At 74.5% G+C, this 18040-nt stretch carries 19 protein-coding genes; 10 read left to right on the forward strand and 9 right to left on the reverse strand.

Features of this window, described 5'->3' with window-relative positions; all coding sequences use genetic code 11:
• Positions 1 to 100 precede the first annotated feature (100 nt).
• Together AC07A4_RS13540 and AC07A4_RS13545 are read left to right on the forward strand one after the other, a co-directional pair.
• Complete coding sequence (locus AC07A4_RS13540) at positions 101 to 1027, forward strand: NADP-dependent oxidoreductase (protein WP_478597119.1); 927 nt, start codon at positions 101 to 103, stop codon at positions 1025 to 1027.
• A gap of 57 nt (positions 1028 to 1084) precedes the next feature.
• Positions 1085 to 2020: an AraC family transcriptional regulator gene (locus AC07A4_RS13545; protein WP_478597122.1), complete on the forward strand. Its 936-nt coding sequence runs from the start codon at positions 1085 to 1087 to the stop codon at positions 2018 to 2020.
• A gap of 9 nt (positions 2021 to 2029) precedes the next feature.
• On the opposite strand, the gene AC07A4_RS13550 is transcribed toward AC07A4_RS13545, so the two are convergent.
• The 3 genes from AC07A4_RS13550 to AC07A4_RS13560 form a co-directional block, all read right to left on the reverse strand.
• Entirely contained in the window at positions 2030 to 2254 is a 225-nt protein-coding gene (locus AC07A4_RS13550) for a hypothetical protein (protein ID WP_478597124.1), read from the reverse strand.
• A 162-nt stretch (positions 2255 to 2416) separates the two neighbouring features.
• On the reverse strand, positions 2417 to 3625 hold the full coding sequence (locus AC07A4_RS13555) for a DUF418 domain-containing protein (protein ID WP_478597126.1): 1209 nt from the start codon (positions 3623 to 3625) through the stop codon (positions 2417 to 2419).
• Positions 3622 to 4638 carry an alpha/beta hydrolase family protein gene (locus AC07A4_RS13560; RefSeq protein WP_478597128.1) on the reverse strand — a complete coding sequence of 339 codons (1017 nt, stop codon included), beginning with the start codon at positions 4636 to 4638 and terminating at the stop codon, positions 3622 to 3624. Before AC07A4_RS13560 ends, AC07A4_RS13555 begins: the two co-directional genes overlap by 4 nt.
• A gap of 256 nt (positions 4639 to 4894) precedes the next feature.
• Here AC07A4_RS13560 and AC07A4_RS13565 point away from each other — a divergent pair, with 256 nt between their 5' ends.
• The 6 genes from AC07A4_RS13565 (at position 4895) to AC07A4_RS13590 (ending at position 11353) form a co-directional block, all read left to right on the forward strand.
• Positions 4895 to 5551, forward strand: a complete 657-nt coding sequence (locus AC07A4_RS13565; RefSeq protein WP_478597131.1) for a GNAT family N-acetyltransferase — start codon at positions 4895 to 4897, stop codon at positions 5549 to 5551.
• On the forward strand, positions 5548 to 6471 hold the full coding sequence (locus AC07A4_RS13570; RefSeq protein ID WP_478597133.1) for a PaaX family transcriptional regulator C-terminal domain-containing protein: 924 nt from the start codon (positions 5548 to 5550) through the stop codon (positions 6469 to 6471). The genes AC07A4_RS13565 and AC07A4_RS13570 overlap by 4 nt, the downstream gene beginning before the upstream one ends.
• A 106-nt stretch (positions 6472 to 6577) precedes the next feature.
• Positions 6578 to 7474: an alpha/beta hydrolase gene (locus AC07A4_RS13575; RefSeq protein ID WP_478597135.1), complete on the forward strand. Its 897-nt coding sequence runs from the start codon at positions 6578 to 6580 to the stop codon at positions 7472 to 7474.
• 193 nt (positions 7475 to 7667) lie between these two features.
• Positions 7668 to 8933, forward strand: a complete 1266-nt coding sequence (locus AC07A4_RS13580; protein WP_478597138.1) for a serine hydrolase domain-containing protein — start codon at positions 7668 to 7670, stop codon at positions 8931 to 8933.
• A gap of 198 nt (positions 8934 to 9131) precedes the next feature.
• Positions 9132 to 10256, forward strand: coding sequence for a lactonase family protein (locus tag AC07A4_RS13585; protein ID WP_478597141.1), 1125 nt, complete (start codon positions 9132 to 9134; stop codon positions 10254 to 10256).
• A 101-nt stretch (positions 10257 to 10357) separates the two neighbouring features.
• Positions 10358 to 11353 (forward strand): 2-dehydropantoate 2-reductase, encoded by a 996-nt coding sequence (locus AC07A4_RS13590; protein WP_478597143.1) that lies wholly within the window; start codon positions 10358 to 10360, stop codon positions 11351 to 11353.
• Between the two features lie 90 nt (positions 11354 to 11443).
• On the opposite strand, the gene AC07A4_RS13595 is transcribed toward AC07A4_RS13590, so the two are convergent.
• The 5 genes from AC07A4_RS13595 to AC07A4_RS13615 form a co-directional block, all read right to left on the reverse strand.
• Positions 11444 to 12028, reverse strand: a complete 585-nt coding sequence (locus AC07A4_RS13595) for a cysteine hydrolase family protein (RefSeq protein ID WP_478597145.1) — start codon at positions 12026 to 12028, stop codon at positions 11444 to 11446.
• Between the two features lie 69 nt (positions 12029 to 12097).
• Complete coding sequence (locus AC07A4_RS13600; protein ID WP_478597147.1) at positions 12098 to 12814, reverse strand: DUF2470 domain-containing protein; 717 nt, start codon at positions 12812 to 12814, stop codon at positions 12098 to 12100.
• Positions 12815 to 12910: 96 nt separating this feature from the next.
• On the reverse strand, positions 12911 to 13330 hold the full coding sequence (locus AC07A4_RS13605) for a GNAT family N-acetyltransferase (RefSeq protein ID WP_478597150.1): 420 nt from the start codon (positions 13328 to 13330) through the stop codon (positions 12911 to 12913).
• A gap of 75 nt (positions 13331 to 13405) precedes the next feature.
• Positions 13406 to 14053, reverse strand: a complete 648-nt coding sequence (locus tag AC07A4_RS13610; protein WP_478597152.1) for an MBL fold metallo-hydrolase — start codon at positions 14051 to 14053, stop codon at positions 13406 to 13408.
• Entirely contained in the window at positions 14053 to 15138 is a 1086-nt protein-coding gene (locus AC07A4_RS13615; protein WP_478597155.1) for an S-(hydroxymethyl)mycothiol dehydrogenase, read from the reverse strand. The genes AC07A4_RS13610 and AC07A4_RS13615 overlap by 1 nt, the downstream gene beginning before the upstream one ends.
• A gap of 110 nt (positions 15139 to 15248) precedes the next feature.
• Here AC07A4_RS13615 and AC07A4_RS13620 point away from each other — a divergent pair, with 110 nt between their 5' ends.
• Both AC07A4_RS13620 and AC07A4_RS13625 read left to right on the forward strand, forming a co-directional pair.
• Entirely contained in the window at positions 15249 to 16073 is an 825-nt protein-coding gene (locus AC07A4_RS13620; RefSeq protein WP_478597158.1) for an ABC transporter permease, read from the forward strand.
• 10 nt (positions 16074 to 16083) lie between these two features.
• Positions 16084 to 16575 (forward strand): glutathione peroxidase, encoded by a 492-nt coding sequence (locus AC07A4_RS13625; RefSeq protein WP_478597161.1) that lies wholly within the window; start codon positions 16084 to 16086, stop codon positions 16573 to 16575.
• Between the two features lie 73 nt (positions 16576 to 16648).
• On the opposite strand, the gene AC07A4_RS13630 is transcribed toward AC07A4_RS13625, so the two are convergent.
• Positions 16649 to 18019 carry an aspartate aminotransferase family protein gene (locus AC07A4_RS13630; protein ID WP_478597164.1) on the reverse strand — a complete coding sequence of 457 codons (1371 nt, stop codon included), beginning with the start codon at positions 18017 to 18019 and terminating at the stop codon, positions 16649 to 16651.
• Positions 18020 to 18040 lie beyond the last annotated feature (21 nt).

The following is an 18040-nucleotide window of genomic DNA, read 5'->3' on the forward strand; positions in this document are numbered from 1 at the left end:
ATTCAGCGGCTCGTTCGATCTTCCTATGGTTGAGGCATCAACAGGCCGGGCGGAACCGCGGACCGTGTTCGCGGGGGCTGCCCTTGATACAGGGAGTGTCATGCGCGCCGTCGTTCAGAAGTCCTTCGGTGGCCCCGAGGTCCTGGAGACCGTCGAGACCGAGCGGCCCGCGCCGCTCGGCGGCGAGGTGCTTATCCGGGTGCACGCCAGCGGCGTCAACCCCGTTGACCTGGCCGTCAGGTCGGGGGCGTACCCGCTGCTCGGCGAGCCGCCGTTCGGCGTCGGCTGGGACGTCTCGGGGGTCGTCGAGGAGGCCGGGCCCGGCGCCCGGTTCCAGCCGGGCGACGAGGTGTTCGGGATGCCGTTCTTCCCGCGTGCGGCGACCGCGTACGCCGACTACGTCGCCGCGCCCTCCCGGCAGGTGGCCCGCAAGCCCGCCACCCTCGACCACGTCCAGGCCGCGGCCCTGCCCCTGGCCGCGCTCACCGCCTGGCAGGGCCTGGTCGACGCGGCCCGGCTCAGCGAGGGGCAGCGCGTCCTCATCCACCGCGCGGCGGGCGGCGTCGGCCACTTCGCCGTGCAGATCGCCAAGGCGCGCGGCGCGCACGTGACGGCCCTGGCGAGCGCCCCCAAGCACGCCTTCGTGCGGAGCCTCGGCGCCGACGAGGTCATCGACTACCGCGACGTCGACTTCACCGAGGCGGTGAAGGACCTGGACGCGGTCTTCGACTCCTCGTCCGAGGGAACGCGCTCCTTGGCGGTCCTGCGCCCCGGCGGCACCCTGGTGAGCATCATGGAGCACGGGAACCAGGAGCTCGCGGCGCGCGTCACGGAGGCGGGCCGCCGCTTCGCGGGAGTCTCCGTCGAGCCGGACTACGCCTCCCTTGAGGCCATCGCCCGCCTCGTGGACGCCGGGCGGATCCGTCCGCACGTCTCCGCGACGTTCGACCTCGCCGACGCCGCGAGCGCGCACGAGCTCGTGGCGTCAGGACGCACCCAGGGCAAGGTCGTCCTGGCCGTCGCCTGACCAGCGGGGCCGTATCGTGGGCGGCCGGATCATGAACGACGACGAAGGGGCGGGGCGTTGGACATCCTGACCGAGGCACTGAGCTCGATGCGGACCGGGCACCCCGCCTCCGTGCGCACCGAGGGCCGTGCCCCGTGGGGCCTGCGCCTCCCCTCCGTCGCCGGGGCGGGCTTCCACGTGGTGCTGCGCGGCTCGTGCTGGCTGATCCCGCTGGACGCGCCCCGCCTCCAGGCGCTCGCCCTCAGCCCCGGCGACGTGGTCTTCCTGCGCGACGGCACCGGTCACATCCTCGCCGACGACCCCTCCACCCCGGCCGAGGAGGAGCGCGCCGAGCAGTTCAGCCCCGGCTCCCCCATCGGCACGGTCTCGGTCGGCGGTGACGGGCCGCGCACGAGCCTGCTGTGCGGCAACTACCACCTGGACCGAGGGCGCCCGCACCCGCTGGTGGGCCAGCTGCCGGAGGTCGTCCACCTGTCCACCGGGCACGGCCGCCACCCCGAACTGAGCGCCGCCGTCCAGCTGCTCGGCACCGAGCTGGAGAACCCGCGCCTCGGCTCCGCGGGCATCGTCCCCGCCCTGATCGACTCGCTGCTCCTGTACATCCTGCGGGCCTGGCTGGAGGAGCAGCCGCCCGCGGCCGCCAAGGGCTGGGCCGCCGCGCTCAGCGACGCCGCGGTCGCCCCTGCCCTCACCGCGATCCACACCGATCCGGCCGCCCAGTGGACCGTCGAGTCCCTCGCGGACCGCGCGGGCCTGTCCCGCGCGGCCTTCGCCCGCCGCTTCGCGACGCTGGTCGGCGAGCCGCCGATGGCGTACGTGACGCGCTGGCGCATGACGCGCGCCGCCCAGCTCCTGCGCGAGTCCGAGGCCCCCCTCACCACGGTCGCGGCCCGGACCGGGTACGGCTCCGAATACGCCTTCGCCAAGGCCTTCAAGCGGGAGTACGGCCAGGCCCCCGGCGGCTACCGCCGCCGCTCGCGCGCCACCGCGTGAGCTCCGCGGTCACCGCTGTCCCGCCAGCGTGACAACCAAGGCCACCAGGGCGATGAAGACGCCCACTATCGCGGCGACTTCGGAGGCGACGGTCAGACCCGGGCGCGGCAGGCCGAGGCCGCCGTCCCCGCGCCGCAGTCGCTTGGGGTCGAGTCGCTGACGGCGCGAGCGGCTCCGCAGGCCCGCCAGCGATGCGGCTCCCACCAGGGCCGCGGCCACGAAGACGACCAGCACGGCTTCCCCCCTCAGGCCCGGCGCCGACCTCTCGGCCCCTCCGCCGATGTCCGCGCGCCGCCTCGACTGTAGGGCCGCCCGTCGACAGGACGGGCCGTTTCCCGGGGCCCGCCCGCGCGTGCGCCCGGCGCTCACGCCCCCGCCGCTTGGGGGCGCCCCGGGTCACCCCTGCTCGCGCCATCTCGGCCACGCCAGGTGGGTCGCGGCCCGCAGCAGCCACTCGACCGGGCCGTACGGATGGCGGCGCAGCCACCAGCGGCAGGCCACGGCCTGGAGGGTGAACAGGGCGAGCGCCGCCGCCGTGACGCCGAGCGGGGACACGCGGCCGACCAGGGCGGTCCCGTACCCGGTGAACAGCAGGGCGCAGACCAGGGATTGGGTGAGGTAGTTGGTGAGGGTCATGCGCCCCGCCGGGGCCAGCGCGCCGGTCACCGCCCGGCCCCTGCGGGAGGCGAGGACGCGCAGCACCGTGGCGGCGTAGGCGGCGGCCAGCAGCGGCGCGGTGATCACGTCGATTCCCAGGGCGAGGACGTGGTAGGCGGTGCCGGGGTGCGCGAGGCTCGCGTGGGCGTACACCGCGCCGCCCGCGAGGCCGACCGTGAACCCGGCGATGCGCAGCCGCCTCGCGACGCGGTGGTGGCGGGCCGGGTCGGCGAGGGCCCGGTGGCGGCCCGCGGCCAGGCCGAGCAGGAACGCGGCCAGGGCGGCCGGAGCCTGGAAGAGGGCGAGCAGGGCCAGCACGTCCGGGAGTTGGTCGAGGTGCGCGCCGATGACAGCGGCGGCGCCGGAGCGCAGCGCGTCGGTGGCCCGCTCGGCGTCCGCCGCGGCGGCGTCGGTATCCGGGCCCGTGCCCGCCGTGTGGGCGACGAGCGCGAGCAGCGCGTAGCCCGCCGCCGTGACGGTGAACAGCGCGACGGCCACGCGCACCGCACCGCGCGGCCGGATGCGGCACAGCGCCAGCAGGATCAGGCCGAGGACCGCGTACGTGGTGAGGATGTCGCCGGGGAACAGCAGCACCGCGTGCAGGACTCCGAGGGTGAACAGGCCTGCCAGGCGCCGCAGGAAGCGGGGCGTGAAGCGGGCCCCGGCGCGTTCGGCGGAGGCGAGCTGCAAGGTGAGGCCGTACCCGAAGAGGAACGAGAACAGCAGGAAGAACTTGGCTTCGAACAGCATCGCGATCACGAAGCGGACCGCCGTGTCCAGCGGCGAGCCGAAGGCGGGCTCTGGCACGCCCGTGCCGTGGTAAGCGGAGGCCAAGTAGTGGATGTTGACGATCAGGATGCCGAGGAGCGCGAAGCCGCGCAGGGCGTCGACGTGGGCGAGGCGCGCCCGGGCCGCGGTGGCCCGGGGCCGGGTGGTCGTCCCGGTCATGTCTCCTCCCCCTGCGCGGCGAGCCGCTGGACGAAGTGCCGTTGCCCGCTGAGGAACCCGGAGGCGTACACCGACCTCGGGGCGAACACCGCGGTGAGCGTGAGCCGCGTCTCGGAGCGTTCGAGGTCGTGGGCCACCAGGGAGTGCGTGGCGTTCGGGTAGCGCGCGATCCGCAGGCTCGCGGCGGGCAGCAGGGCGCGGTAGGCGGCCTCGGTGTCGGCGACGTCGACGTTGACGTCGTGGCCCGCGAGGACCAGGAGCACCGGGGTGCCGCGCATCGCGCGGAGGTCCGCGGTGGCGTCGGCGGTGTGGTTCTTGGTGATGAAGCGCCAGCGGGCGGCGGTCATGCCGCGTACGTCGTGGACGGCGGCCCGGTAGGCGGCGAACGAGGCGCCCCGGCGCAGCAGCCGCAGCGTCACCTCGCGCCGCCGCAGCGCCTCGGCCCGCTCCGCCGGGGATGCGCCGTCGCGGCGGAGTTCGGCCAGGAGGTTGTAGCGGCCCTGGCGCCGCCAGTTGACAGCCGGTGAGACCGCGATGACGAATTGCAGCTTCCGGTCGCGGGCGGCGACCTTGGGCAGCACCCAGCCCGCCTGGCTCGCGCCCCACAGGCCGACGCGCCGCCCGTCGAGGTCCGGCCGGGCGCGCGCCCAGGCGACGGCGGCCAGGGTCTCGTCGGCCCGGTCGGTCATGCTCTGGTCCAGCCAGTCGCCGCCGGAGTCCGCGACGCCGGGCTTGCTGAACGACAGCGAGGCGTATCCGGCCTTGGCGAAGGACTCCCACAGGGGCCGGTAGAACGTGTCGTGGGTCGCGTCCACGGGCCCGTCGCCGTGCACGAACACGACCACCCCGAACGGCCCTTCGCCGTGTTCCGGGCGGGCGAGGACGCCGTCGAGCACGTGTCCGTCGTGGCGCAGCCGCACCCGCTCCTCGCGCAGCGCGTACGTGTGCTGCCAGAGCACCACCCCGACGACGCCCGCGGCCACCAGCACCGCCCCGACCAGGCACCACACCACGACGCGCCACCTTCGCCCGCGGCGCCGCCCGGACGCGTCGCGCACCGGTCGCCCGGACGCGTCATGTACCGGTCGCTCGGCCCCGTCGTGCGGCCGCCGCTCGGACGTGTCGCGTAAGTGCCGCTCGGACGCGTCGCGTGTCGGCCCTCGCATGACCCCACCCCCAGAAAACTATCGTTTGAAGAACTCTCGTTTTGAGAATGAACGTAATACACTCGATCGCGCAAGGGGGAATCCTGCGGGAGGGGCGGTGCACATGAGCGCGGCGGACCAAGGGCGGCAGGCGGCGCCCGGGGGCGTGTTGAGGGTGCGGCGAGGCGTGCCGGACGGCGCGGAGGAGCGGGTCGCCGCGCTGTACTGGGAGGCGTTCGGCCGGAAGCTGGGCCCGGGCCTCAACCCCCCGGACGCCGGGCGGGCGTTCATCGCCCGGCACCTCCACCACGACCGGGGCGTCATCGCGACGGACGGCGACCGGGTGGTGGGGGTGGCCGGATACCAGCTGGGCGGCCGGGCCCTGACCGGAGGCGGCGTCCGGGACGTGCTTGCGTCGTACGGCGCGGTCCGGGGCCTGCCACGGCTCGCGGTCCTCGCCCTGTTCGAGCGGACGCCCGCCGCCGGGGAGCTGGTGATGGACGGCATCGCCGTGGCCGCCGCCCATCGCGGCCGCGGCGTCGGGAGCCTGCTGCTGCGGGAGGTCATCGCGGTGGCGGCCGAAGCGGGCTGCCGCCGCGTCCGCCTCGACGTCATCGACGCCAATCCCCGGGCCCGCGCCCTGTACGAACGGCACGGCTTCACCGCCACGCACACCCAGCGCACGCCGTTCCTGCGCCGTCTGATGGGCTTCGGAGCGGTGACGACCATGCACCGCGCGGTCACGGCCGCGGATCACCAGGGACGCCGGGAGGCACGATGAACACCACCACGCGCGAGGACGCGACCGGGGCGGCCGACCGGCCCGAGATCCCCACGCGCCTGCTCGTCCACGCCCTCGTCCGCGAGGACGGCACGGTCGACGCGGGCGAGCTGTACGCGGTGGCGGGCCTCCTCGGCATGAGCGACCAGCAGGTCCGGCTGTGCGTCAAACGGCTCGTCGGCGAGGGCCGGTTCACCCACGAGGGCCGGGGCCGCAAGGCCGTCCTTCGCACCGTCGCCGACGCCACCGGCTCCCTCGCCCCGGACGTCGCGTACGTGCGTCACGCGTACCTCCAGGACCAGGGGCTCGCGCCGTGGGACGGCGTCTGGCACCTGTTCGCCTTCGCCGTGCCCGAGTCCCGGCGCGCCGCCCGCGACGCGCTGCGCGACACCCTGCTGCACCTGGGCGCCGCCCCGCTCCAAGGCGGCCTGTACGTGTGCGCGAACGCCGTCGAGGACCTCGTGCGGGCCCCGGCGCGCCAGTTGGGCGTCCTGTCCTCGGTCACCTTCCTCACCAGCACGGACCTGCGCGTCGGTGACGTGGACGACCCCCGCGAGCTGGCGGCGGCGCTGTGGCCGCTCCAGGAGATCGCCGAACGGCACGACCGGCTCGCGGCCCTCGCCGAGTCCTGCCTCGCCGTACTCGACGCCGCCGTAGGGCCCACGGACACCGAGCGCCTCACGCTGGCCGTCACGCTCGCCTCGGCGTTCTCGGCGGCGATGACGCCGGACCCCCTGCTCCCGCCCGAGCTGCTGCCCCGGCCCTGGCCCGGCTCCCGGGCCCGCGCCCTGACCGCGCGCTGCTGGAACCGCCTCCTGAGCACCGCGCCGCCCCGGGGCGCTGACCGGCCCGCGCCCCGCCTGTTCCGGCTCTACGAGAACGCGTTCACCGCCACGCGGGCGGGCGAAGGCGAGCGGTGAGCGCGGGCCCGGCCCGTCGGCGGGCGCCGATCGGCGCGCGATCAGGTCCGCATCCGCGACGGTTGGCGGACGCTCCCTGCGGGTGACGACGGCCAGGATGGCCCGTATGGACCCCGAACTGGAAGCATTCCTCCCGCTGTTCCCGCAGGTCGACCTCACCGACCCCGCCGCCGACCGCGCGAACCTCGCCGAACTCGCCGCCTCGGTGCCCGCGCCGGACACCACCGGCATGGAGGTCGAGGACCGCACGGTGCCCGGCGACCCCGAGGTGCCCGTGCGGATCTACCGCCCGCACCAGGCGCACGGCGCGCTGGTCTGGCTGCACGGCGGCGGCTGGGTCATGGGAAGCCGGGAGACCGAACACCCGTGGGCCGCGCGGCTCGCGCGCGGCTCCGGCGCGGTGGTCATCTCGGTGGAGTACCGACTCGCCCCCGAGCACCCCTTCCCCGCCGCCCTGGACGATGCCTTCACCGTGCTGACCTGGGCCGCCGAGCACGCGTCCGAACTCGGCGTCGACGCCGACCGGATCGCGGTCGGCGGTCACAGCGCCGGGGGCTGCGTCGCCGCCGGTCTCGCGCTGCGCGCCCGTGACCAGGACGGGCCGCCGATCCGCTTCCAGCTGCTCAACCAGCCCGCGCTCGACGACCGCCAGGAGACGTGGTCGCAGCACGCCTTCACCGACACCCCGTGGATGACCCGCGACAAGGTCACCACCGCCTGGCGGCACTACCTGGGCTCCGCGCCCGCCACACCGTACGCCGCCCCGATGCGGGCCACCGACCTGTCCGGGCTGCCGCCCGCCCACCTCGCCACGGCGGAGCTGTGCCCCAACCGCGACGAGAACATCGCCTACGGGCTGCGGCTCCTCCAGGCGGGCGTGTCCGTCGAACTGCACCAGTGGCCGGGCACGTTCCACGGATCGCAGGCGATCTTGTCGGCCGAGGTCTCGCAGCGGCAGATCACCGAACTCGCCGCGGCGCTGCGCCGCGCTCTGGCCGGATGACCTTCAGCCTCGCACCGCGCCCGCGCCGGAAGAGTCTCAGCGCTGCCCCGCGCCCACGCCGGATGAACCTCAGCACCGAGCCACGCCCGCGCCGAATGAACCTCAGCACCGAGCCGCGCCCTCGCCGGAGATCCCGCGGCATGGCCCCCGTCACCCCCGTCACCCCCGTCCCGACCAGGAGAGGACCCCTGTCATGAAGTACCGCCTGATGATGTGCGCGACCGTGGCCGCGCTGAGCGTCGCGGCGGGCACGGTGGCGGCCGCCCCCGCGCCGCCCGCTGACCCCCGCCGCCCGGCCGCCCCCGACCGCGTGGCGCTGCGGTCCGCGCTCGACGGCGTCCACCGCGCGGGCATGCCGGGCGTCTTCGCCGAGGTGCGGGCCGCGGGCCAGGTGTGGCGCGGCGCCTCCGGCGTCGCCGACGTCGGGACCGGCCGGCCCGTGCGGGCCGATATGCGCCAGCGCGTCGGCAGCGTCACCAAGACCTTCACCGCCGCGGCGGTCCTGCGCGAGGTCGACCGGGGCCGGATCCGGCTCGACGCGCCGATCGGCCGCTATCTGCCGCGTCTCGTGCCGGGAGAACGCGGCCGGAAGATCACCGTCCGGATGCTGCTCAACCACACCAGCGGCATCCCCGACTACCTGCCCTACGCCTTCCCGTCCCTCAAGGGCTTCCCCTCACTGCCGGACATCTCGCCCAAGAGCCTGGACGACAACCGGTTCCGTGAATTCCGTCCGGCCGAGCTGATCAGGATGGGCCTCTCGGCGCCCGCCGCGAGCACGCCCGGATCCGTCCCCGGCGTGTACTCCAACACCAACTACCTGCTCCTCGGCGAGCTCCTGGAGCGCGTGACCGGCACCTCGGCCGCGCGGTACATCACCCGCAGCGTGATCGAGCCCGCCGGTCTTCGGCACACCTCGTTCCCGAGCGGGCCCCGCGTCAAGGGGCCCCACCCGCGGATGTACGAGGCGTTCTACGGCATGATCGACCCCCCGCGCGACTACAGCGTGTACACCATGTCCTGGGTGATGACGGGCGCCGGTCTGGTGTCGACCGTGGGCGACATGAACCGGTTCTACGGCCGCCTCCTCGCCGGGAAGGTCGTCAGCAAGGCGGCGCTTGCGCAGATGCGGCGCACCGTGCCGGTCACCACGCTGGACGGGGGCGGGACGGCCGACTACGGCCTCGGCCTGCACCGGTTCACTCTCCCGTGCGGCACCTTCTGGGGCCACGACGGATCGACGTGGGGAGCCCGCACGATCTCCATGACCCGCGCCGACGGCGCGCGGCAGATGTCGGTCGCGATGAACCTCGAACGGTGGAACAAGCCGGACGCTTCGGGGCGGCCGCAGCCCCACCCCATCGACGGCGCGCTGAAGGCCCTGTCCCAGGAGGCGGCCTGCGGCGACGGCGATTCCCCGCCCGGCGGCGGGGCCCGGAATCCGGCGTTCGGACGCTAGCGCGCGGCCCTCGCCTGAGCCTCTCCGGGGCCTCTCCGGGGCCTTCCCGTGGCCTTCCCGGGGGCCTTTCCGGGGGCCCTTTCGCGCCCTGAGCAGGCGTTGCACAGAACGCAACTCTTGTTGCGACTATTGCCTGTTCAACCGATCCGGGTCCAGGGTGGCTGCCACTCCGTTACTCCTGAGACACGAGGTGCGGTCATGGACAGACGACGGTTCATCACGACGACGCTCGCGGCGGCCGCCACCGGGGCGATCGCCCTGCCCGCGGCGGCGGCCCCCCGCGGCGGGCGGCCCCTGTTCCTCGGCACGTACACCTCCGAGCCGGGCGGCGGCACCGGCATCGGCCTGGCCACGTACGACGAGGTGACGGGCCGCGTCACCGGCACCGGGACGCTCACCGGGGTGCCCGACCCGTCGTATCTGGTCGCGCACCCCTCGGGGCGCACGCTGTACTGCGTCAACGAACGGCCCCAGGGCGGTGTGACCGCCGTCGAGCTCTCCCCCGACGGCGCCCACCGCGTGCTCGGCACCCGGGACACGGGCGGCGCGGGCGCCTGCCATCTGTCCGTGCACCCCAGCGGCCGCTGGCTGCTGAGCGCCAACTACAGCTCGGGCAACGTGGCCGTGCACCCCATCGAGGCCTCGGGCGCGCTCGGGGCGCGCACCGACCTCGTCACGCACACGCAGCCGCCGCCCGGCCCCGGCCAGCAGGGCCCCCACGCCCACCAGATCGTCACCGCGCCGGACGGCCGCCACGTCCTCGCCGTCGACCTCGGCACCGACGCCGTCTACACCTACCGCCTCGACACGGCGGCGGGACGGCTGACCCGCGTCTCGTACGCCACCCTGCGCCCCGGCGCCGGGCCGCGCCACCTCGCGTTCCATCCGTCGGGGCGCTTCGCGTACGTCGCGTGCGAACTGGACAACACGGTCGTGGTCTGCGCCTACGACCCGGACAGCGGGTGCCTCACACCGGGCGAGCCGCAGCCGACGGGCACCCCGCCGGGGGTCACCAACTACCCGGCCCAGCCCGTCGTGACCCCCGACGGCCGCTTCGTGTTCCTCGCCAACCGGGGCGGCAACTCCCTGGCGCGGTACGCCGTCGAGCGGGACGGGGCGCGCCTTGAGCTCCTCGGCACGGTGCCGGTGAGCGGCGACTTCCCCCGGCACCTCGCCTTCTCGCCGTCCGGGCGGCTGCTGTTCGCCAGCAACCAGCGGTCGAGCACGGTCAGCGTCTTCCGCCTCGACGCCAGCACGGGGGAACTCGCCCTCACGGGCCCGCCCTTCGCGGCGCCGGTCGCGGTGTGCGCGCTGCCGCTGTAGCCGGGGCGCGGGGCGGGCCGCGCGCCCGGGCCGACTAGGGTGAGCCGGTCCGGGCCTTGGGTGCCCGGCACTACGTACCGGGAATCCAGGGGAGGTTCTCCATGGCGGAGAAGACGGGGCAGACGGAGAAGGCAGCGGCGGCGCGGCGGGTCAGCGTCGCGGTGCTCGGCACGGGCGGGATCGGCGGCTACTTCGGCGGGCGGCTCGCCGCCGCCGGGCACGACGTGCGCTTCGTGGCGCGGGGCGCCCACCTGGAGGCCCTGCGGCGCGACGGGCTGCGCGTGGACAGCGCGGCCGGGGACTTCTCCGTCGCCCCGGTGCGGGCGAGCGACGACACCCGGGACATCGGCGAGGTCGACTACGTCCTGCTGTGCGTGAAGACCTGGCAGCTGGAGCCCGCCGTCGCCGCGTTGAAGCCGCTCGTCGGCGCCACTACGGCGGTCGTGACGTTCCAGAACGGCGTCGAGGCCCCGGAGCGGGTGGCGCGGGAGGTCGGCCGCGCCGCGGTCCTGCCCGGCACCGCGAAGATCATCGCGCATCTGGACGGGCCGGGACGCGTGCGCCATGTGGGCGGCCCGGCCGCGCTGGCCTTCGCGGAGTGGGACAACCGCCCCTCCGAGCGGGTGGCCCGCCTGGTGTCGGCGCTCACCGGGTCGTCCGTCTCCGCGGCGGCGCCCGCCGACATCTGGGCGGAGCTGTGGGCCAAGTTCCTGTTCGTCGTGCCGTTCGGCGGGCTCGGCACGGTCACGAACGCCCCGTTCGGGGTGTTGCGTGCGCGGCCGGGGACGCGGCGGCTGCTGGTCGAGGGCATGACCGAGATCCAGCAGCTCGCCCGGGCGCACGGCGTGGAACTGCCCGAGGACATCGTGCCGACGACGCTCGACTTCCTCGACCGGCAGCCCGCCGAAGGCACGTCCTCGCTCCAGCGCGACATCCTCGCCGGGCGCCCCTCCGAACTGGACGCGTGGAACGGTTCGGTGGTGCGCCTCGGCGAGCGCGCCGGGGTGCCGACGCCGGTCAACCGCTACTTGTACGAGGTGGCGGGCGTCCTCGCGGAGCGAGCCGCGGCAGCGGCAGCGGGCGGGGCCTCGGCCTGACCGCCCGCTCCCGACCCGTCCCGGGCCGCGGCCGGTCTCCCCGGACCGCGGCGCCGGGACATGACGGGCCGAGGAGGGGAACGGTCCCGCTCAGGCCCCCGTGAAGCTCACGTCGTCGGCGCTCGGCACGATCTCGACCTCGTCGCCGAGCGCCCACTCCGCGACGCGCGACACCGTCGCCGCCGGTACGGCGTCGCTGATGCCCTCGGCCGCCGGGATGTCGTACGTACCGTGCGCGTCGTGCGGAAGGACGACGCGGAACTCCAGGTCGAGGGCGGTGCGCGCGGTGGCGCTCACGCACATCTCGGACATCACGCCGCACAGGGCGATCGAGGTGACGCCCTCCTCGCGCAGCAGGTCCTCCAGTTCGGTCTCCTCGAAGCCGTCGTCGAAGGCCTTGCGGATGACGACCTCGCCGCGGTCCCTGTCGACGGGCAGATGGAGCCGCCAGCCGGGCGTGCCCGGCTCGTCGGTGGCGCCTTCGGGGCCGTCGTTCTGGAGCTGGATGACGACCGCGTCCTCCGCTCGGGCCTTGGCGAGGAGTTGTTCGGTGCGCTGGAGCACCCGCTCGGCGTGGGGGATGGCGTCGTCGCCGGACACGAAGGCGGACTGCATGTCGACGACGATCAGGGCCTGCACAGGATCGTTGGGCAAGGACTTACTCTGCGCGCTCATGGCGCTCATCATGCCTCGGTGGTCCGAGGAACCGGCAACCGCCCCGTCCCCCACGCCCGAAGAGGCGGTTCAGCGCTCCTCGGACGCGGGGCCGAGGACGGGGCGGCGCAGCAGGCGGGCCTTGGTGAGCAGGGCGTGCATGCGCTCGGTGACCTGGCCGAGGTCCTCCACGGGGGCGTGGAAGGGCAGTCGCACGTCGGCCTGGCTGCTGACGCGTTCCAGGCGCAGCGTGAGGCCGTGGCGGTCGATGGCGAGCGGTTTGACGCTCACGACGCCGTGCAGGCTCTCCGCCGCGATGAGCCGGGTGAGTTGCTCCACGGCGTCGGGGTGGGAGTCGGCGAGGTGGGTGAGCAGCCGGGACTCGGCGTGGGCCAGCGGGTCGGGGTCGGCCAGGGCGAACTCCTCCAGGTCGATGCCGGTGCGCCCGTGGCTGTCGTGCAGCACGACGCAGGCCGGCTCGAAGAGGAGTTCGTCGTGGGTGGCCGCGAGCGAGCCGGAGAGCCACAGCCGGGTGCGCACCCGGTCCCGCACCGGCACCGGCGCGACGTCGGCGAACTCCACGAGCGTGGAGGGCTCCCCGCGCGGGGCGCAGATGAGGGCGGCGGCGAGGGCGCTGTCCTCGGGCGGGCTCAGCCGGACGGCGCCGCGCTCGGTGACGCTGTGGGCGCCGAGCAGTTCATCCCTGCCGATCTCCGTGGTCACCGCACAGGACCAGGCGGTGGCGAGCACGGAGCGAGCGCGCGCCGCAGCTGTGGGCATGGTCGTGCTGACGTGTCGGACACCCATCCTCAACCTCCATTAGGTAAGCCTTGCCTAACTTATCGGAGATCGGAGGCGGCTGCCAGCACGCGTGACCTGCGGCGCGCCGCCGCGTCGGGGGAATCAGACAAGGCGCTGCATGCCGATCGACTCGGGCGCCGTATCGCGGAACCCGAACTTCTCGTAGAGGAAGCGGGCGTCGCCGTCCGCGATGAGGGAGACGTACGCGCCCGCGGGCGCCCGGCGCTCAAGGGCGTCGACGAGCGCCGCCATGACCCGCTTGCCGAGCCCCTGCCCCTGGTGCGCGGGCAGTACGGCCATGTCGACGATCTGGAAGACGCAGCCGCCGTCGCCCACGACGCGCCCCATCCCCACCGGCTCGCCCTCGGCGTAGACGGTCACCGCGTGCCAGGTGTGGGGCAGTCCGGCCGCGGCCTGCTCGACCGTGCGGGGGCTCAGGCCGGAGGCGGCGCGCAGGTGGAGGTAGGCCTCGACGGAGGGCGTCTCGTCCCGCAGCGTGTAATAGTCAGTATCAGTGTTCACCTGCTACAGGCTAGCAGCGTGGAAAAGCCACCCGCGGGGCGTGCCCGCAGGTGGCTTCGTGGGGCGGCGCGGCCGTCAGTGGCCGCGCGCGATCCACTCCTCCACGTGTCCGGCCTCGTCCCCGATCGTCGTGCTGTCACCGTGGCCGGTGCGCACGACCGTCTCGGGCGGCAGCGTCAGGAGCCGCTCCCGGATGGACGCGATGATCGTGGGGAAGTCGCTGAAGGAGCGGCCGGTGGCGCCCGGTCCGCCCGCGAACAGCGTGTCGCCGGTGAACACGGTCCCGAGCGCGGGCGCGTACAGGCTGACCGCTCCCCGGCAGTGGCCCGGGGTGTGCAGCACCGTCAACGTCGTCCCCGCGACAGTCAGTTCCTGGCCGTCGGCCAGCTCGCCGTCGGGCGCCCGGTCCGGGTGGGTCAGCTTCCACAGGTCCAGGTCGTCGGGGTGCAGCAGCACGGGGGCGCCGGTGCGGGCCGCGAGCGCGGGCGCGGCGTCCACGTGGTCGTCGTGGGCGTGCGTGCACACGATCGCCACGACCCGGCGCCCGCCCACGGCGGCCGCGATCGCCTCGGCGTCGTGCGCGGCGTCGACGACCAGGACCTCCCGCTCGTCCCCGACGATCCAGACGTTGTTGTCGACGTCCCAGACCCCGCCGTCCAGGGAGAAGGTGCCGGACGTGACGAGGTGTTCGACGCGGGCGGCGCCCGCGGCCCCGGCCGCCATCAGAAGACCACCACCGAGCGAAGGACGTCGCCGTGGTGCATCCGCTCGAAGGCCTTCTCCACCTCGTCCAGCGCGATCGTCTCGGTCACGAACGCGTCCAGGTCGAGCCGCCCCTGCTGGTAGAGGTCGATGAGCATCGGGAAGTCCCGCGAGGGCAGGCAGTCGCCGTACCAGCTCGACTTGAGCGCGCCGCCGCGCCCGAAGACGTCCAGCAGCGGCAGGTCGATCCGCATGTCCGGCGTGGGCACGCCCACCAGGACGACCGTGCCCGCGAGGTCGCGGGCGTAGAAGGCCTGCTCGTACGTCTCCGGGCGCCCGACCGCCTCGATGACGACGTCCGCGCCGTGGCCGCCGGTCAGCTCCCGGATCGCCTCGACGGGGTCGGCCGAGCGGGAGTTGACGGTGTGCGTGGCACCGAGGCCGCGCGCGGTCTCCAGCTTGCGGTCGTCGATGTCGACGGCGATGACCTTCGCCGCCCCGGCGAGCCGCGCGCCGACGACGGCCGCGTTGCCGACGCCGCCGCAGCCGATCACGGCCACCGAGTCGCCGCGGCCCACGCCGCCCGTGTTGATCGCGGCGCCGAGCCCCGCCATCACCCCGCAGCCGAGCAGCCCCGCCGCGGCCGGGGACGCGGCCGGGTCGACCTTGGTGCACTGCCCGGCGGCGACGAGGGTCTTCTCGGCGAACGCGCCGATGCCGAGCGCGGGCGCCAGCTCCGTGCCGTCGGCGAGGGTCATCTTCTGCCGCGCGTTGTGCGTGTCGAAGCAGTACTGCGGGCGGCCCCGCAGACACGCCCGGCACTGCCCGCACACGGCGCGCCAGTTGAGGATGACGAAGTCACCGGGCGCCACCTCGCTGACGCCCTCCCCCACGGACTCCACCACGCCCGCCGCCTCGTGCCCGAGCAGGAACGGGAAGTCGTCGTTGATGCCGCCCTCGCGATAGTGCAGATCGGTGTGGCACACCCCGCACGCCTGGACCTTCACCACGGCTTCCCCGGGCCCCGGATCCGGCACCGTGACCGTCTCGATCCGCACCGGCTCGCCCTTCGCGCGTGCGACCACGCCCCGCACTTGCTGCGCCATGACTCTTCGCCCTTCTCTCGCTGCGTACGTCCCTCCGCCGCGCCCCGCCCACCAGGGCCGAACGCGCCGGTCACGAAGGAGCGTACGGCCCCCGACTCTAGGGTGGGGACGTGCGTGTCCTCGCTGCTCAAACGCTGCTGCCCGTCGACGTGACCCTCGGTGTCGTCCTGCTCGTGCTGCTCGTCGCCGCGGCCACGGTGGCCGCGGTGTTCCGCCTGTCGCCGGACGGCTCGCGCGCCCGGGCCCGGGAGATCGCGGTGGCCGGGATCAGGGCGGCGGCCCAGCTGGCGGCGGTCTCCTTGGTCATCGGCTGGGTGGTCCACCACGTGGCGGCCCTGTTCGCGTTCCTGCTCCTGATGCTCGCGGTGGCCACCCGCACGGCGGGGCGCCGCATCACGCCGAACGGCACCTGGTGGTGGGCGGCCGTGCCCCTCGTCACGCCGGTGGCGCCGGTCGTCGCGGCGCTCACGCTCGCCGGTCTCGTGCCGGTGCGCGGCATCGCCATGATCCCGGTGACCGGCATCCTCATCGGCGGCGCGCTCACGGCGACGGTCCTGGGCGGCCGCCGCGCCCTGGACGAACTGCGCACCCGCCACGGCGAGTTCGAGGCGGGCCTGGCCCTCGGGCTGCTGCCGCGCGAGGCCCGCCTGGAGGTCATCCGCCCGGCCGCGTCCGACGCCCTGCTGCCCGGCCTCGACCAGACCCGCACCGTGGGCCTGGTCACGCTGCCCGGCGCGTTCGTCGGCATGCTGCTCGGCGGCGCATCCCCCGTGCAGGCGGGCGCGGTGCAGCTGTTCGTCCTCATCGCCCTGATGGCGGTGCAGGCCGTGGCGGTCGCCGTCACCGTCGAACTCGTCGCGCGCGGCACGCTGCACCGCGAGGAGCCGCCGGAGCCAGCCCGGCCCGCCTCGGCGCCCGATGCGGCCGGAGCGTAGGCTCCGCGACATGTCTGTCTACGACGCAGTAGAGATCGAGAGCCTCCAGGGCGGCCCCGCGCACCTGTCCCAGTACCTGGGCAAGGCCGTCCTGATCGTCAACGTCGCCTCCAAGTGCGGCCTCACCCCGCAGTACGCGGGCCTGGAGCGCCTCCAGGAGACGTACGCGGCCCGCGGCTTCACCGTCCTCGGGGTGCCCTGCAACCAGTTCATGGGCCAGGAGCCCGGCACCTCCGAGGAGATCGCCGAGTTCTGCTCGGCGACGTACGGCGTGACGTTCCCGCTGACGGAGAAGGTCGACGTCAACGGAGACGCCCGGCACGCGCTGTACCGGCGCCTCGTCACGACGGCGGATGCCGATGGGCACACGGGCGACATCCGCTGGAACTTCGAGAAGTTCGTGATCGGTCCCGACGGCACGGTCGCGGCCCGCTTCGCCCCGCAGACCGAGCCGGACGCCGCCGAGGTCGTGGCGGCCATCGAGGCGGCCCTGCCCGCCTGACGCCTCCCGGGCCGGGGCGCCGCCCCGGCCCGCCAAGCACCCGCGCGGGACCGGCCCGGCCCGCGACGGCGGCTCAGGCCGCCCCGAGGCTGTCGCCGATGGCCTGGTCCAGGATGGTCAGGCCGAGCGACAGCTCCTCCTCGGTGGCGGTCAGCGGCGGGGCCATCCGCAGGACCCCGCCCATGCCGGGGAGCTGGACGATGTTCATGTGCAGGCCCAGTTCGAGGCAGCGCCGGGTGACGCGGGCGCCGAGCTCGCTCGAACTCCGCTTGGTCGCGCGGTCGGTGACGAGTTCGAGGCCCATCAGCAGGCCCCGGCCCCGGATGTCGCCGACCACCTCGTGGCGGCCCGCGATGTCCTGAAGTCCCCGGTGGAGGAACGCGCCGAGCGTCCGCGCGCGCTCGTCGAGCCCGTCGCGCGCCAGGACGTCGAGGACCGTGTTGCCGACGGCCGCCACGAGCGGGTCGGCGACGTGCGTGGTGAAGAACAGGAACCCGCGGTCGTACGCCTCCCGCTCGATCTCGGCGCTGGTGATCACGGCGGCGAGGGGCAGCCCCGCGCCGAGCGTCTTGGACAGCGTGAGGATGTCCGGGACGACGCCGTCGCGCTCGAACGCGTACCAGGACCCGGTGCGGCACAGGCCGGTCTGGGCCTCGTCGAGGATCAGCAGTATGCCGCGCTCGCGGCACTTCTCCTTCAGGGCCGCGAAGTACCCGGGCGGCGGCTCGATGATGCCGCCGGAGCTGAGGATCGGCTCCACCAGGCACGCGGCCAGGCTGCCGGTCGACTGGGCGTCGATCAGGTCGAAGGCGAAGTCCAGCTGGCGGGGCCAGTCCAGGGCGCCGTCGGCCGTGGTGAAGTCGGGCCGGTAGGCGTTCGGCGCGGGGATGGCGAAGTTGCCGGGCGCGGCCGGGCCGTAGCCCTTGCGGCCCGCGCTGTAGGTGGCGGACGCGGCGGCCTGCGTCATGCCGTGCCAGGAGCGCGCGAACGAGACGATCTCGTGCTTGCCGGTGACGAGCTTGGCCATCCGGATCGCGGCCTCGTTCGACTCCGCGCCGGTCGTCAGGAGCAGCGCCTTGTCCAGCGGCGCGGGCAGCGTGCCCGCGAGGCGCCGGGCCAGGTCCACCACCGGGCGGCTGAGCATGCCGCTGAAGAGGTGGTCGAGGGTGGCGATCCCCTGCCGCACGGTCTCGACGATCTCCGGGTGCGCGTGGCCGAGGATCGCGCTCATCTGGCCGGAGGTGAAGTCCAGGATCCGGCGGCCGTCCGCGGTGAACACGAAGCTCCCGGCGGCGCGTTCGATGATCTCGGGGGTGAACTCGCCGCCGTAGCGGACGAGGTGCCGCTCGGCGTCGGCCCAGAAGGCCTCGGCGGAGGCAGAGGCAGAGGCAGAGGCAGGGGCAGGGGCGGTGATGGACGGCGGAGCGGTGGGGGAAGGTGCCATGTCACCGACCGTAGGTCGCGC

Source organism: Streptomyces sp. NPDC043996 (genome assembly GCF_056435225.1).

What these genes read in the sequence shown, in the direction of transcription:
- AC07A4_RS13540 (WP_478597119.1), top strand. Translation starts at nt 101, where the DNA reads ATGCGCGCCGTCGTTCAGAAGTCCTTCGGTGGCCCCGAGGTCCTGGAG.
- AC07A4_RS13555 (WP_478597126.1), bottom strand. Translation starts at nt 3,625, where the DNA reads ATGACCGGGACGACCACCCGGCCCCGGGCCACCGCGGCCCGGGCGCGC.
- AC07A4_RS13565 (WP_478597131.1), top strand. Translation starts at nt 4,895, where the DNA reads ATGAGCGCGGCGGACCAAGGGCGGCAGGCGGCGCCCGGGGGCGTGTTG.
- AC07A4_RS13570 (WP_478597133.1), top strand. Translation starts at nt 5,548, where the DNA reads ATGAACACCACCACGCGCGAGGACGCGACCGGGGCGGCCGACCGGCCC.
- AC07A4_RS13575 (WP_478597135.1), top strand. Translation starts at nt 6,578, where the DNA reads ATGGACCCCGAACTGGAAGCATTCCTCCCGCTGTTCCCGCAGGTCGAC.
- AC07A4_RS13580 (WP_478597138.1), top strand. Translation starts at nt 7,668, where the DNA reads ATGAAGTACCGCCTGATGATGTGCGCGACCGTGGCCGCGCTGAGCGTC.
- AC07A4_RS13585 (WP_478597141.1), top strand. Translation starts at nt 9,132, where the DNA reads ATGGACAGACGACGGTTCATCACGACGACGCTCGCGGCGGCCGCCACC.
- AC07A4_RS13590 (WP_478597143.1), top strand. Translation starts at nt 10,358, where the DNA reads ATGGCGGAGAAGACGGGGCAGACGGAGAAGGCAGCGGCGGCGCGGCGG.
- AC07A4_RS13595 (WP_478597145.1), bottom strand. Translation starts at nt 12,028, where the DNA reads ATGAGCGCGCAGAGTAAGTCCTTGCCCAACGATCCTGTGCAGGCCCTG.
- AC07A4_RS13600 (WP_478597147.1), bottom strand. Translation starts at nt 12,814, where the DNA reads ATGGGTGTCCGACACGTCAGCACGACCATGCCCACAGCTGCGGCGCGC.
- AC07A4_RS13610 (WP_478597152.1), bottom strand. Translation starts at nt 14,053, where the DNA reads ATGGCGGCCGGGGCCGCGGGCGCCGCCCGCGTCGAACACCTCGTCACG.
- AC07A4_RS13615 (WP_478597155.1), bottom strand. Translation starts at nt 15,138, where the DNA reads ATGGCGCAGCAAGTGCGGGGCGTGGTCGCACGCGCGAAGGGCGAGCCG.
- AC07A4_RS13625 (WP_478597161.1), top strand. Translation starts at nt 16,084, where the DNA reads ATGTCTGTCTACGACGCAGTAGAGATCGAGAGCCTCCAGGGCGGCCCC.
- AC07A4_RS13630 (WP_478597164.1), bottom strand. Translation starts at nt 18,019, where the DNA reads ATGGCACCTTCCCCCACCGCTCCGCCGTCCATCACCGCCCCTGCCCCT.